Source organism: Ruegeria sp. CDSB136, from assembly GCF_059610965.1.
The window spans coordinates 13,320-27,692 of record NZ_JBXWOP010000021.1; the positions used below are offsets into that span (position 1 = coordinate 13,320).

Genomic DNA, 14,373 nt, shown 5'->3' on the forward strand with positions numbered 1-14,373 from the left:
TGTCACCCAAGATAGTCTCGCAGCGCAGGCGGCGGGTTATCAAAAAGTGTGGATGTCTCGGTGACCGGGTGCGCCAGCCCATCCGCCACCAGAACCGAATGACTTGCGATTCGTCTTGCATCCTGTGGATCATGGCTGACCATCATCATTGTCGTTCCGGCCTCGGTCGTCAGGGCGGAGACAAGATCCAGCATTTCCGCCTTGAGCGCCGGCCCCAGAGCGGCAAACGGCTCGTCCAGCAAAAGCAAAGGCCGCTGTTGTACCAGCACGCGGGCAAGGGCAACACGGCTTTGTTGACCGCCCGACAATTGTGCCGGTCGCCGGTCCGCCATATCGGGCAAGCCAACACGATCCAACGCGGAATGCACCTGTGCCTGCTCATCGGCTGACAACCGGCCGTTCGGATGCAAACCCAGGGCGATGTTCTGGCCAGCGGTCAGATGAGGAAACAAGTTCCCATCCTGAAACAGCATCGCCAGCGGGCGCTGCCCCGGCGGTAATCCGGTAATATCGCCGCCGCGCCAGTAAATTTGCCCCGCGGCCAGATCGCGAAACCCAGCGATCGCTTCTAAAAGGGTCGACTTTCCCGCACCGGAAGGACCAATGATCGCAACCCGTGATCCGGTTTCGATTTGCAGGTTCGCGCGTAATACGAAATCGCCATTTGAAATCGCACAGCCATCAAGCTTCAGCATGCCAGCGCCCTCCTCGATCCAAAAGCCAGAATGCCCCCATCGAAAGCGCCAGCAGCAACAGGGCGCCACCGGCCGCTGCCTCCATCTGATAGGCTCCCATCAGCCGGTAAACCTGAAGCGGAAGCGTAGCAATTTGTGCATCGGCAAATAGCGCGATGACCCCCAGATCCCCCATGGACAGTGCCGCCGCCAGACCCGCGGCAAATCCGATTTGCGGTCGCAGGCGGGGCAGCAGAATGCGTGTCACAAAACTCCATCTGCTCATATCCAGTGACAGTGCCAGACGACCGTATTGCGCAACAACCTCGCGCGTCGATGGAACAAGTATCCTCAGGGCAAAGGGCAACGCCATGACGGCATTCACCAGAGCCGTTACAGGCAGGGCCAGAACAGTAGGGTTGGCAAGTGGGCGGATCAGGATGAACAGCCCGGTGCCGATGACCAGAGGTGACGCTGCCAATCCAAGAATACCGCAGAGTTCGACGATCCCGTATCGCCCGGTTGCAACCGTCATCGCCATCGGCAAGGCCAGAAGCAGCAGAACGACGGTGCTGGCTGCCGCGACCAAAACGGATATCAAGGCCGCCCGGTACACCAGCACCGATATCTCGAACACTCCCGAAAGTCCGGAGATCACGACCGAGGTCAACGGCAGCAGGAGAAAGACCGCCGCTGCGCTGATCCAGAAGGCATCAAACGCCCGCGTCCCTTCATCCCAGCGTCGGATGGAACGATCCAGCCCGGCACCAAACCCGTCACCCCTGGAGAACCTGAGCGCTGCCAGGGCCGCAGTCGCGGTCAGAACCAGCTGCACCCCGGACAGAAGCGCGGCGCGACCCAAGTTGAAATCATAGGTAAAGGCCTGGTAAATCGCGAGTTCTATCGTGGTCGCGCGTGGTCCACCACCCAAAGTCAGGGCAACTGCAAAACTGGTCAGGCAAATGGCAAAAACAACGGCCAGAACACCGGGCAGGATACGCGCCAGCATAGGCATTTCGATCAGCCGGAACATGGCCCATCCGTTGCAACCCAACTGGGCGGCCAATCGAAACCTTTCGGACGGAATCTCCTGCCACCCCTGCAAGATCAGACGCGTGGCCAAGGGGAGATTGAAAAAGACATGCGCCAGAACCACGCCATGCAGCCCGTAGATACGGATCGGCGGTAGCCCAAAAACCGCTAGAACGTCTGAAATCCAGCCCGCTCGGCCGAAAACCTGCAGCAAGCCGATGATGGCGACAATGACCGGCAAAATGAACGGCGCCCCCAGCAGCGCGATCAGAACCGCCCGCCCGCGAAAACGCCGCCGGGCCAGCGCGCGGGCGACAGGAACGGCAAGCCCTGCACTGAAAATGGCGGACAACACCGCCTGAACCAGCGTGAACCGAAGGGCTGACCAATCGGCCGGTCCGAACCCACTTGCGGAGTCGGCGCGCAGGGCAACTGCGGCGAACGTACCAAGAATAAGCACGGCAATCAGTGTCGCCGCGCCAATACCCGGCGTCGGATTTACTGGCTGAGCGCGCCCAGCCATTCCGCCAACGCCTCGTCCCGCACGGCTGCCGCCTGATCAGAATCCAGCAGCAAAGATTTTTCCGGTACGGTCAGTGTATCAAACCCTTCGGGCAGGCCCGCCGCAGGCGTTACCGCCGGATACATCCAGTTGGTTGTCGGAATGATCTGCTGAAAAGCGTCCGAAACCATGAACTGCAAAAACTGGTCCGCCAGTTCAGGCTGATTGGTTCCGGCCAGTTTCCCGGCTACTTCGACCTGCATATAGTGACCTTCGTCAAATGCCGCCGCCGCCTTGCTTGCATCTTCTTCAGCGATCAGGTGATAGGCAGGTGATGTGGTGTAACTGAGAACCATGTCAGCCTCACCCTCAAGAAACAGTCCATACGCCTCGGACCAGCCCTTGGTGACGGTCACGATATTATCAGCCAGTCCTGCCCAGATTTCGGGGGCTTCGTCACCATAGGCGGCTTTGACCCACAGCAACAGGCCAAGCCCTGGTGTGGATGAACGCGGATCCTGAATGATGATTTTGGTATCACCGTCGGCCAGCTCACGGAAATTGGCCGGTGCTGCTGCGTCGGCATTATGGACAAACGCGAAATACCCCCAGTCGTAAGGCGCGAATACGTCATCGTTCCATTCTACGGGCAAAGTGTATTCGGCGCTGACCGAACTGGGCGCAAACAGGCCGGTTTCCTTTGCTGCCGCAATCAGGTTTGTGTCCAGACCCAAGACGACGTCTGCATCCGAGTTTTCACCTTCCAGACGGATGCGCGACAACAGGGCGGCACCGTCTTCCACTCCAACAAGGTTCAGTTCGCAGTCGCAGACCGCTTCGAATGCTTCCTTGACCTGCGGACCCGGACCCCAATCCGAGACGAAGCTGTCATAAGTAAAAACGGTCAGCTGAGGTTTGTCGGCGGCGATAGCCGAAGTCGCGCTCAGAATTCCCGCAGCAATCAGCAGATGTTTCATGTCATCCTCCATTGCGGCGAGAGGGCAAGGGTGGATGAAACCGTCACCTTTCCCTCCGCCGGTTCTAGCCGGTTCAGGTTCAACGGGTTCGCTATGGGCGTCTCAGCGCGGCATTCCGCGCACCCCGAGGTGAGGCCGTGATTAGGGTGATGTCGAAACAATTTCAACCAAATTCGCCCTTCACGCTTCACTGGCATGAAGGATGCTTCTCAACTGGCGGGATCAGGGCAGATCAGCCTGCGAGCCCAGGCTTTGAACCTGCAGCCATTCAATCGCGGCCCGGGTCTCGCGTCGCGATCGGCCAAGTCCTGTGCTCTCGACGAAGTAACCATGAGTGGGTGTTATTTTTTCATCAAACAGACGCACGACGCGACCTTCGGCCAGATCCTGATCGATCAAGGGCAGCCAGCCGACAATCGCGCCCTGCCCTTCTGCGGCACCCCGCAGCAGAACATTGGCATCTTCAAAGATCGGACCACGCAAAGGGCCATCAACCGGGACATTCATCGCCCGGAACCAGTCGAGCCAACCCCAGTGGTTCCTTTGATGCAACAGCGGACAGTGCAACAGGTCTTGGGGCTCATTCACCGGGCCGTGCTTCATGACAAATGCCTCCGACGCTATGGCAACGGGGGCAAGCTCGATCAGCTTGATCGCATTTTCGGGCATCTCGGCCATTCGTTCCCAGCGGATCACGATGTCGATGTTTGCCCTGTTCAGCGTGCCGGGTTGATAAGAAGGAACCACCTCCAGCTCGATCTCGGGGTGGTCGTCCCAAAAATCACCGATCCGGGGCATCAGCCAGCGGGCAGTGAAAATCGGCCCCGCAGCAAGTCGGACCACCTTGCGGGAGCTGCGGCGAACCGAACGCACCGCGTCATTCAGAACTTCAAATGCCTGAGCCGTTGCTGCCGCCAGACGCTTGCCATCTTCCGTCAACGCGACCTCGCGCCCGGCCCGTTCAAACAGCTTGACACCCAGCTGCTCTTCCAGCCCTCGAATGTGATGGCTGATCGCCGTGGGTGTGACTGACAGTTTCTCGGCCGCAATTCGAAAACTGCCCTGGCGGGCGGCTGCATCGAAGGCGCGAAGGGCGGGAAGAGAGGCGGTCACGAATTTCCCTAATGTAAGTTTTACTCATCAATTGCTGAGAAAACGGCTTTTGTAAACAAGCCCTATGGCTGTGTAGGCTGACTTTGAATGAAGCTGAGCTCATGACAATAGGCCGATGTCTACGCGCCGGCGCGGTCGCAAGGACCGTCTGACACAAGATAACAGCGACGAGGCCAGCCCTGCGGTATGGCCGGGTGTGGTTGGCGGGTGCCTGAAACCGCTGTCCCCTAATGAAGTCGCTCAGACCGAGGAAGCCGCATTACTGCTGCTTGAGACTCTCGGACTAAGTCAGCCGACCCCATCCATGGTCGACAAAGTAACGGCAGCGGGCGGGACGCTGGGCGATGACGGACGATTGTTGTTTCCGCGCGCCCTTGTGCGCAAGTCGATCAAGCAGGCAAGGCGGAACTTTGTCCTTTGCGGGCAGGTTCCTGAAAACGATCTGCGGATAGAAGGCACGCGGGTCCATATGTCCACCGGCGGCGCCGCGCCGGGTGTCTTCGACATCGATACGGGCCACTACCGCCCTTCAACCCTGACCGACCTGTATGATGCCGCCCGACTGGTCGACAGGATGGAGAACATCCATCATTTCAGCCGTCCGGTCGTTGCGCGCGACGTTGACCCTGCTGCGGCAATGGACCTCAACACTGCCTATGCCTGCCTGATGGGCACGTCCAAGCATGTTTCCGTCTCGATCACCGGACCCGAATACGTCCCCGCCATTGCCCGCCTTTGTTACAGGATCGCAGGTGACGAGGCCGCCTTTCGCGCGCGACCGTTCCTGACTGTCATGGTCTGTCATGTTGTGCCGCCCATGCGCTTCGCGGAAGAGGCTTGTGAAGTGCTCGAGGCCGCTATTCTTGCGGGTTTTCCGGTACAATTGATCAGCGCGGGACAGGCCGGGGCCACAAGCCCGGCCACCTTGGCCGGGTCACTTGTACAGGCCGTGGCTGAAACGCTCGCCGGATTGGTTTTTGCCCGCCTCGTCGATCCGCAGGTTCGTGCGATTTTTGCCCCCAAACCTTTGGTCGCCGACCTGCGCACCGGGTCGATGTCTGGTGGCGGAGGGGAACAGGCGATCCTGATGGCCGGTGCGGCGCAGATGGGGCGGCATTTCAACCTGCCGACTTCGTCCATTGCCGGGATTACCGACGCCAAGACACTGGATTCCCAATACGGGGCCGAGAAATGCCTGGCAGTCGCCATGGCGGCGCATGCGGGATCGAACATCGTCACGCAGGCCGCCGGCAGTCATGCCAGCCTTCTGGGCGTTTCATTGGAAGGCTATGTCAGCGACAACGACCTTTTGGGCAATGTGCTTCGGACAATACGTGGGATCGAGGTATCGCATGACAACATTGCAGCGCAGGTGATCGCCGATGTGTGTCGGGGTCCAGGTCACTACCTGGGTGAGGTTCATACCTACGACCGAATGAAATCGGACTATTTCTATCCTCATGTTGGCGACAGGCGCACACCGGTTGACTGGCAGGAAGATGGCGCATGTCCAGTCGGTGAAGTTGCGAAAGCCAAGGCGCGTGAGTTGCTTGCAAATCATTTCCCCTCACACATTCCGGATGCGGTCGATCGCGATGTGCGACAGCAATTCGACATTCGCCTGAGCCGCCGCCGGATCGGGAGAGAGCCATGACCGATCGCACTGACAGCGCTTTCAGCGCGCTCGAAACAAGAACATTCCATGGGGATACTGCATGACTCTGCCCCACCATGCACGCACCATCGTGATAGGCGGAGGCGTGATCGGGTGCTCGGTCGCCTACCATCTGGCCCTTGAGGGTCGCAATGACATCATCGTGCTCGAACGTTCCAAACTGACCTCGGGCACCACGTGGCATGCGGCGGGTCTGGTGCGTCGCTTGCGCCCGTCGGCCACTCTGACAAAGCTGATCAACTATTCGATTGACCTATATGGCGCACTCGAACGTGAGACCGGGCAAGCGACGGGCTGGGTTCAAACCGGGTCGCTTACGCTGGCCACGAACGGTGATCGCCTGACCAACATCAAACGTCAGGTTTCGCTGGGCCGTGCGTTCGGGCTTGAGGCCGAAGTGGTCGATGCGGCCCGCGCGCAGGACCTATGGCCTCTGATCACTGTGGACGACGTCCTGGGGGCAGTCTGGTCACCCGCCGACGGCAGGGTCAACCCATCCGATGTTGCGCTGGCGCTGTCGAAAGGGGCCCGGACGCGCGGTGTGCAAATATTCGAGGACACCAAGTTAACGGGTCTGCAAAAAAAAGGCGGTCGGATTGCAGCCGTCGAAGTCGGTGACCACCTGATCGAAGCTGAAGAGGTGGTGATCGCATGTGGACTGTGGTCCCGCGAAGTGGCGGCCATGGCCGGCGCGCACATGCCCCTTTACGCCTGCGAGCACTTCTACATGCTGACCAAGCCGCTGCCCGAAGTGCAGGCGCTTGGGCCGGGCGCACATCTGCCGACACTCAACGATCAGGATGCGTTCCTGTACGCCCGCGACGATGTCGAAGGGCTTCTGGTGGGTTCATTCGAACCCCATGCAAAGGGCCTGCCGCTGGATCGCCTGCCTGCTGATTTCAGCTTCGACCTGCTGGACGAAGACTGGGATCATTTCACGCCAATGATGGAAAACGCGCTGCGACGCATTCCCGCGCTGGAGCGTGCCGAAGTGCGGATGCTGCTGAACGGCCCCGAAAGCTTCACCCTCGACAGCCAGTTCATGTTGGGCGAAAGCCCGGATGTTCCTGGACTGTTTCTGATCGGTGGGATGAACTCCACCGGTATCGCGCTGGCCGGGGGCGCGGGCATGGCAATGGCCGAGTGGATCATTGCCGGCGAGCCGACGATGGAACTTGCCGAAGCCGATATCCGGCGGTTCAGCCCGGAGATGAACGTTCTGGGCGCGCTGGAGGCACGCATTCCCGAAGTTCTGGGACGCCACTACGACAATCCCTACCCCGGGCGCTCGATGGAGACTGCGCGGGGGCAGCGTCGCTCGCCTGTTCACGAGGGGCTGGTGGCCGCAGGGGCACGATTTGAATACCGCGGCGGATGGGAACGTGCAGTGCATTTCGGCGGTGAAGCCGCCCACTTGCCGCTGACCTTCAGTGTGCCCACATGGCGCGAGCAGGTCGGCCGCGAAGTGGCCGCCTGCCGCCAGGGTGCCGCCATTCTGGACCAGAGTGCGTTCGGCAAGATCATGATCCAAGGCCCCGATGCCTGCGCCTTTCTGAACCGGCTGTGTGCGGCGCAGATAGATGTTGCCGAGGGTCGGATTGTGTACTCGCAAATCCTGAACAAACGTGGCGGGATCGAGAGCGACGTGACGGTTCAGCGGCACGGCCCGCAAACCTTCCTGATGATCACGGGTGCAAGTGAAGTTGTGCGTAACCTGAAAAGGATGCGTGAAACGCGGGGCGTATATCGTGTTGAGTTTACTGATGTAACAAGCGGATATGCCATCCTGGGTCTCGCCGGACAAAGGGCCTGCGATGTTCTTCAAGCGACCACAAACACTCCCCTGCCCGATCTCAAGAGATTTCAATTCAGGCCCGCTGAAATCGGCCTCGCCCGTAGCTGGGTCGGCCGCCTGAGCTTTACCGGCGAAGAAGGGTTCGAACTCTATATCCCAGCAGAAATGGCGATGGCCGCGCATGAGGCGCTGGTGAGGGCCGGGGCGACCCATGCTGGTCTCTTTGCTAGTGGTTCTTTGCGGATTGAAAGCGGCTTTCGGGCCTTTGGCCACGAACTGACCCCCGGCACCACACCCGCTGAAGCCGGGCTTGCGGCCTTCTGCGCATTTGGCTCTGGTTTTGTTGGTGAAGATGCGCTGCTCGAACTGGAAACGACAAAACGGATTGTTTCGCTGCTGTTTGATGATCCGGCCGCGATACCGATCCACGATGAGCCGATCTATCTGAACGGGCGCGCCATCGGGCAGATAACGTCGTCGGCCTGGAGTTATCGGTTCAACCGATCTGTGGCCTTGGCAGTTGTGCACGATATCCAGCGGTCTTTCGAAGAGAAATCCTGGACTGCGGATGGCACGCTGCCTGTTGAAGTTGAAATCGCCTGTGTGCGGTTTTCGGCGCAGGCCACTTTGAAACCCGCGAAGGAAGCATTTTCGTGACGGACGTGACGCGCACCACCCGTGTCGCCATCATTGGCGGCGGTATCATGGGGGTCGCTGCGCAATTTCAGTTGGCCGAAAACGGCTGGACAGATACGATTCTGTTCGAGAAAGCGGAATTGACAAGTGGCTCGACCTGGCACGCCGCGGGGCAGATCGCTCACGCCGTGAGCAGCCGTATCGCGGGATGGATCAACAAGACCTCGATCGCAACCTACAAGCAGGTTGAAAAAGAGACGGGCCAAAGCATCGGCTGGCATGAAGTCGGCGGTTTTCGCATTGCCACAACCGATGATGAGGTTGACTGGATGAAATCCATCATGGGTGTGGGCAAGATGCTCGATCTGCCGATGGAACTGGTCGGGCCGGATGAGGTTGCAAAAGGCAATCCGTTTTATAAGGTCGACAACGTCAAGGCGGCAGTCCGGACGTTCGAAGACGGACATATCGACCCGTCCGGCGTGACCCAGGCGCTGGCAGCGGCTTCCCGCGCGCGTGGGGCCAAAATTGACCGCCGCAATCAGGTTCTGGGCGCAAGCCGACGAGGGGACATTTGGCTGCTGCGCACGGAAAATGGTGAAGTACTGGCCGAACACGTGGTGATCGCCGCAGGCAGCTATGCCAATCAGGTTGGCGAGTGGTTTGGTTTGAAAATCCCCTCGGTCTCGTGCCTGCATCACTATCTGGTCACTGATGCCGTGCCTGAATTCGAAAACCGCCCGGAACTGCCGGTTATGCGCGACAACGCCTTTGGCGGGTATATCAGACAGGAACAGAAGTCCGGCCTGATCGGAATATACGAAGGCCATGTTTGCCCGACCGTCTGGACAATGCCGCAGGGTGCGACCTGGAAGGCCGAAAATGAACTGTTCGAGGCCGATTACGACTCGATTGGCGACTTCTTGATGATCGCCTTTGAAAAAATGCCTGTCCTTGCTGATCTGGGCATCAAGCGAGTGGTACGGGGTGCAATCACACACACACCCGACGGGGGGATGCTGGTTGGGCCCTCGGGTGCGCCGAATGTCTGGCTGTCCTGTGGGTCGTCTATCGGCCTCGCGTGGGGCGGCGGTGCGGGCAAGGTGCTGGCCGACTGGATGGTTCACGGCGAAACGCAGATCAACACAAGGACGATGGACCCGCGCCGTTACGGCGATTTTGCCAGTGACACCTTTATCGTCGAACGCACCAAAGATGAATTCATGCGCCGCCATGACACGCCCTGCCCTGGCAAGCAGTTCACGTCCCTTCGCCCGATCAAGCGACATCCGCTGTATGATCGGTTGGCCGCCAAAGGAGCGGTTTTCGGCGAGACCGCAGGGTGGGAACGCCCACGGTATTTTGGCATGCCGGGTGAGGTCGAGCAGATAGGCTGGGGGCACCAGCCATGGCACACCAACGCGATGGCCGAGGCGCAAGCAACCCGTGCGTCTGCTGGCGTAATTGATCTATGCGCATTTTCTCAGTTCGAAATTACCGGCCCGGATGCCTACAATCTGCTGGACAGGTTGTCTGCAAACACAATCCCCTCCCGCGACGGAGGCATAAGCCTGAACCACCTGTTAACGCCCAATGGACGGTTCGAAACCGAGATGACGATCTGGCGCATTGCCCGGGATCGGTATTTCACAGGCTCCGCAATAGCCCGCTCCAAACCGGACTTTGATTGGATCCGATCGCACATTCGGCCAGGCGAGGACGTGCGAATGATCAACCGAACTTCGGACTGGGGGATGCTGGCCCTGTCCGGTCCGAACTCGCGCAAAATCCTGCGTGAACTTACCGACGCGGATCTGTCGAATGCCGCCTTCCCCTGGTTGTCGGGGCAGGAAATCACCGCCGCGGATGTGCCAGTCTATGCCCTGCGAGTATCTTTTGTTGGAGAGTTGGGTTGGGAGATTCACGCGCCGCTGCACCGGATCGCGGAAATCTATTATGCGCTCCACGCGGCAGGTGCCGGGCACGGCCTGATTGATCTTGGCAGTTACGCCTTCAACGGCATGCGAATGGAGAAGGCCTATCGCGCGTCGGGCGAACTGACCACCGATGTCGGTCCGCTGGATGTCGGTTTGGACCGTTTCGTTCGTGCAGAAGGGCGCGATTTCATTGGGCGGAATGCCTTGTTGGCACGCGTACCGGAATGGGAACTGCTTTATTGCGAACTGCACTCAGATCGTATCGACATTCATGGCGGAGAACCCGTCCTGCATAACAGCGTTGTTGTCGGCCTGACAACGTCGGGTGGATATGGTTACACGATCGGAAAATCTCTGGGCTGGCTGTTCGTGCGCAGGGGTACGGCGCGAAGTGGGCTTTCGGTGCAGATTCTGAATCAAGACATACCCGTTACAGTCCATGACGAAGCGCTTTTCGACCCAAAGAACCTGCGCCCCCGATCCGAGGAGTAAATGATGACCACGATCAATGGCGGTGAGGCCGTCTATCGCGTTTTGAAGGCCAACCGGATCGACACGGTATTCGGATTACTCGGCGGCTCGATGCTGGAACTTTACGACGCAATGTATCGCGGCGGCGATATCGCCTATGTCGGCGCCCGCGATGAACGCGCAGCTGGGCACATGGCGGATGCCTGGGCGCGCATGACGGGCAAACCCGGGGTTGTCCTTGGCGCGCAGGCCGGCCCCGGCGTGGTCAATATTGTAACTGCAGTGGCCGAGGCCCATCTGGCCTATTCGCCGCTTGTCGTCATAGCAGGGGCGATCAGCCGATCCGATCAGGCCAAGGATACGTTTCAGGAAGTCGACCAGGTCGCGTTGTTTGCTCCGATCTGCAAGCGTTCGGTGATTGTGACCGATCCTAGCCGACTGGCGCCAATGCTCGAAGATGCGATCCGCTTTGCAATTTCGGGTAGACGCGGGCCGGTGGTATTGCATGTCCCGCGCGATCTTTTCGCGGCCCAGGTTCCGCCCATTGCGCCGGAGCCCGTCAAAATAGCCCGCCCCGGCCCGCCTGCACCCGAGGATGTGACCGCGATAGCCAGACTGCTGTCCGGCGCAAAGCGCCCGGTGATTTTCGCAGGTGCCGGGTTTAAGTGGAGTGCCGGGTGTGACACGCTGACAAGGCTTGCCGAAACGCTCGAGATTCCGGTGGTCGCGTCGACGGGTCATGCGGATGTCATGCGGCATGGTCATCCCTGGTTCGCAGGACAGGCGGGGCCACGTGGCAATCGCGTTGCCTCGCGCCTGACCAAAGAGGCAGACGTTATGGTCGTTCTGGGCGCGCGGTTGGGGTTCAACTCGACCTTTCACAGCAATGACTATGTCGGAGCCGATACCCGAATTGCCCAAGTGGATATCGAAGGGTCCGCCGTTGGTCGCTATTTTCCGGCTGAGATCGCAGTTCAGGCAGACGCCTGCCAAACGGCCTTCGCGTTGATCGAAAAATGTTCAAAGCCCGCCGCTGATCCATGGCGTATTTCTTTTCAAGACAACATGAAAACCTTACGTGCCGAACGTGACGAAGAGGCCAGGATCGCCACGCGGCCTATGCACCCCAGACGCGCCTTGGCGGAAATTCGGAAAGTACTGCCCGAGAATGCAATTGTAACGCTGGATACCGGCAACACGTGTCTTCAGGCAGCAGACAGGCTAGCCCACTATGCACCCAGGTCCCTGATCACACCGCTGGACTTCGGATTGGTCGGTTTTGGTCTTCCGGCGGCAATTGGCGCCAAGGCCGCCGCCCCGGATCGACCGGTCGTGGCAATCATGGGCGACGGCGCGATCGGATACACTATGATCGAAATTCAGACAGCAATCTCATATGGATTGCCGATAGTGATCGTGGTCCTGGATAACGAGGCATGGGGAGCGGAAAAAGCTTATCAACAGGAGTTTTTCGAAGGCCGTCTGCTTGGTGCCGAAATCGCCTCGCCCGGGTTCGACCGGTTCGCTGAGTTGTGTGGCGGCAAAGGAATCTGGATAGAGTCGCCGGAGGATCTGGGGCCAGCCCTGACCAGCGCATTTTCCAGCGGGGCAACAACTGTTATTCACGCCAAGATCGACGCCGAAGCCCTTACGACGTTGCGCAAGGATTTGTTTCAAAAGTGATTTGCAGAGGGTCGTTTGAAGCCAACCAATTTCCAGGGCTTAGCGAATTAATGGCACCAGTTTGGACCCATCTTGGTCTCGTGGCACTCCCATGACGGCGGGATCCAGACGCAAGGCTCTCGCGAGCCATTTGTTTGATCGTGTTGACTACGGTCGGGTTTGAACCTGCCTAAATTAAGGCATCGAGGCGGAGGATTCGTGCGCTTTGCGCGAACTCAATGCCCGGGTAGAAACCAACTCTATTTTACCATCAGTCACCCCTTGGGGCTACAACTTTCGAAGAGAGAAGTTCTTCTTGCGAACCAGGCCGTCGTTGAAATCATACCCGAAATTCTCAATGTCGCGGATGTAAACCTCACCAACCGCTTTACTGCTTTCATCGGAATAGTATTCCCGGTAATCTCGCCTTTTCGATTTCTTTCGATGCTTGAAGAACATACGCCTGCTGCCAATTTCCCGAAGCACGACTTTTAAGTCTTTATCGAGGGTTTCGAAGCGGCCCAGGAAATCCAACGGCATTTCACCGTCGTCATTTACGAGAAAACTGGATTGGGGTTTGAAGTAGGGTATGTCGAGGTACTTTGAAGGTTCTTCCGTGAATGAAGACAGGAAGCTCTCGAAATCGGGGTGACTGGCCACCAGTTCCAGTTCCTGACGCCGCGCGATGATATAGTGATAGGCCGAGACCAACCTGTCCCAAGGATTCCGAACAAAACTGAACTTGAAATAGTCTGCCGCCTCCGGCCCCAACTGCTCGAGATGCACAAATAAAGACGAGTGCTTGTCGATCGCAGGAGAAGGATCATGTTTCGTAAAATTCAGGAGGTTCGGGCGGCGCAAAATTGTTGAAACCGTCGATCCCGCAGTTTTTGGAATATGAATGAATACGGTCTTTAGCGTGGGATAGATTGGCACCGAATTGCTACGCCTCCTTGCAGACAACGCGTGGGGCGCAAGTGCTCCGAAGGACTCACGCAACATGCGCAAGACCAATGGTACACTCCGACGGGTGGCAAGAAAAGCATATCGGTATCATGCAGATACCATGTGCCGCGCCTAACTAATGGGAAATCCACGCGACGCCCTTGCCGCGCTGCCCGGGCCGCATAATTGAATACGGGTCAGTGGCCTGTTCCGATTCAGAACCTGTAGTTCAAGGAAAACGAGAGTGTGGTTACACCCAAGTCTTTAAAGTCACGTTCAAAATCCGAGTACTCAGAATAGACCAACTCGGCGCCGAGCGTGACCTCCTCGCGGATGAAACGTTCATAACCAAGAGACACGAAATAACCATCGCCTTCGCCTGGATTGATATTGCCACTGGCGTGCGTGTCGAGCTCAGCATAACCGGCGCTGGCGTAGTACATGTTTAAGCCGCTGTCGATGCCGCCGCGCGCGCCAAAACGCTTGTACGAACCCAGTTCGAAACCAGGGTCAATGTCCAGATTCGTCCGGGTGTATTGCAGAAAATACCCGATTATGACCTTGCCGAAATCGTAGTCCCAGCCGAATTTCGCGCCGTAGATCGGACCGCTGGAGCCTTCCACGTCGGGGGCATAACCAAGTTCCAAACCAACGGAAAAACCTGTCCAGTCGACGCCTGATGCAGGGAGTACAGCTGGCTTTTGGAACGGCGCCATGACACGGGAAACTTCTGAATCACTCGCCATTGAAGCTGCCGGGTACATCGCAGCAAGGACAAGGGCGACGGCTTTGGTGCGAATAGTCATTTTGATCATATCCATAGCAACTGAATTAACACCTTACTTTAGCGCAGATGCCACGTAATGTTCCATGTGGGACCCTGAAATCCAGAAAATTTGCCATGGCTGTTGCGTCAATACAGCAATGGTCGCGAAACACAAAAGCCCCTGATAC

At 58.4% G+C, this 14,373-nt stretch carries 10 protein-coding genes and 1 riboswitch; of the genes, 4 read left to right on the forward strand and 6 right to left on the reverse strand.

Annotated features, from left to right (window positions below; translation table 11 throughout):
* Window positions 1–2: 2 nt before the first annotated feature.
* The 4 genes from AC2FIR_RS19880 to AC2FIR_RS19895 form a co-directional block, all read right to left on the reverse strand.
* Window positions 3–695, reverse strand: a complete 693-nt coding sequence (locus AC2FIR_RS19880; RefSeq protein WP_480913096.1) for a thiamine ABC transporter ATP-binding protein — start codon at window positions 693–695, stop codon at window positions 3–5.
* Window positions 682–2,229 carry a thiamine/thiamine pyrophosphate ABC transporter permease ThiP gene (locus AC2FIR_RS19885; RefSeq protein ID WP_496745458.1) on the reverse strand — a complete coding sequence of 516 codons (1,548 nt, stop codon included), beginning with the start codon at window positions 2,227–2,229 and terminating at the stop codon, window positions 682–684. Before AC2FIR_RS19885 ends, AC2FIR_RS19880 begins: the two co-directional genes overlap by 14 nt.
* The gene (gene thiB, locus AC2FIR_RS19890; protein ID WP_170619319.1) at window positions 2,205–3,185 is read right to left on the reverse strand and encodes a thiamine ABC transporter substrate binding subunit; all 981 of its coding nucleotides are present in this window, start codon (window positions 3,183–3,185) and stop codon (window positions 2,205–2,207) included. Before thiB ends, AC2FIR_RS19885 begins: the two co-directional genes overlap by 25 nt.
* A 32-nt stretch (window positions 3,186–3,217) precedes the next feature.
* Window positions 3,218–3,322, reverse strand: a riboswitch (TPP riboswitch).
* Between the two features lie 85 nt (window positions 3,323–3,407).
* Window positions 3,408–4,298, reverse strand: coding sequence for a LysR family transcriptional regulator (locus AC2FIR_RS19895; RefSeq protein WP_496745460.1), 891 nt, complete (start codon window positions 4,296–4,298; stop codon window positions 3,408–3,410).
* A 115-nt stretch (window positions 4,299–4,413) separates the two neighbouring features.
* Between AC2FIR_RS19895 and AC2FIR_RS19900 the strand changes: the two genes are divergently transcribed.
* The 4 genes from AC2FIR_RS19900 (at window position 4,414) to AC2FIR_RS19915 (ending at window position 12,495) form a co-directional block, all read left to right on the forward strand.
* Window positions 4,414–5,952 (forward strand): trimethylamine methyltransferase family protein, encoded by a 1,539-nt coding sequence (locus AC2FIR_RS19900; protein ID WP_496745462.1) that lies wholly within the window; start codon window positions 4,414–4,416, stop codon window positions 5,950–5,952.
* 61 nt (window positions 5,953–6,013) lie between these two features.
* Window positions 6,014–8,425 (forward strand): GcvT family protein, encoded by a 2,412-nt coding sequence (locus AC2FIR_RS19905; RefSeq protein ID WP_496762933.1) that lies wholly within the window; start codon window positions 6,014–6,016, stop codon window positions 8,423–8,425.
* A complete protein-coding gene (locus tag AC2FIR_RS19910) occupies window positions 8,422–10,833 on the forward strand; it encodes an FAD-dependent oxidoreductase (RefSeq protein WP_496745466.1) in 2,412 nt (803 codons plus the stop codon). Before AC2FIR_RS19905 ends, AC2FIR_RS19910 begins: the two co-directional genes overlap by 4 nt.
* A gap of 3 nt (window positions 10,834–10,836) precedes the next feature.
* Entirely contained in the window at window positions 10,837–12,495 is a 1,659-nt protein-coding gene (locus tag AC2FIR_RS19915) for a thiamine pyrophosphate-binding protein (protein ID WP_496745467.1), read from the forward strand.
* A 267-nt stretch (window positions 12,496–12,762) separates the two neighbouring features.
* Here AC2FIR_RS19915 and AC2FIR_RS19920 read toward each other — a convergent pair whose 3' ends face one another.
* Window positions 12,763–13,410: a sulfotransferase family 2 domain-containing protein gene (locus tag AC2FIR_RS19920; protein ID WP_496762935.1), complete on the reverse strand. Its 648-nt coding sequence runs from the start codon at window positions 13,408–13,410 to the stop codon at window positions 12,763–12,765.
* A 224-nt stretch (window positions 13,411–13,634) separates the two neighbouring features.
* Window positions 13,635–14,225, reverse strand: coding sequence for a putative outer membrane beta-barrel protein (locus tag AC2FIR_RS19925; protein WP_496745471.1), 591 nt, complete (start codon window positions 14,223–14,225; stop codon window positions 13,635–13,637).
* Between the last annotated feature and the right edge of the window lie 148 nt (window positions 14,226–14,373).

What these genes read in the sequence shown, in the direction of transcription:
- AC2FIR_RS19880 (WP_480913096.1), bottom strand. Translation starts at nt 695, where the DNA reads ATGCTGAAGCTTGATGGCTGTGCGATTTCAAATGGCGATTTCGTATTA.
- AC2FIR_RS19885 (WP_496745458.1), bottom strand. Translation starts at nt 2,229, where the DNA reads ATGGCTGGGCGCGCTCAGCCAGTAAATCCGACGCCGGGTATTGGCGCG.
- thiB (WP_170619319.1), bottom strand. Translation starts at nt 3,185, where the DNA reads ATGAAACATCTGCTGATTGCTGCGGGAATTCTGAGCGCGACTTCGGCT.
- AC2FIR_RS19900 (WP_496745462.1), top strand. Translation starts at nt 4,414, where the DNA reads ATGTCTACGCGCCGGCGCGGTCGCAAGGACCGTCTGACACAAGATAAC.
- AC2FIR_RS19905 (WP_496762933.1), top strand. Translation starts at nt 6,014, where the DNA reads ATGACTCTGCCCCACCATGCACGCACCATCGTGATAGGCGGAGGCGTG.
- AC2FIR_RS19915 (WP_496745467.1), top strand. Translation starts at nt 10,837, where the DNA reads ATGACCACGATCAATGGCGGTGAGGCCGTCTATCGCGTTTTGAAGGCC.
- AC2FIR_RS19925 (WP_496745471.1), bottom strand. Translation starts at nt 14,225, where the DNA reads ATGACTATTCGCACCAAAGCCGTCGCCCTTGTCCTTGCTGCGATGTAC.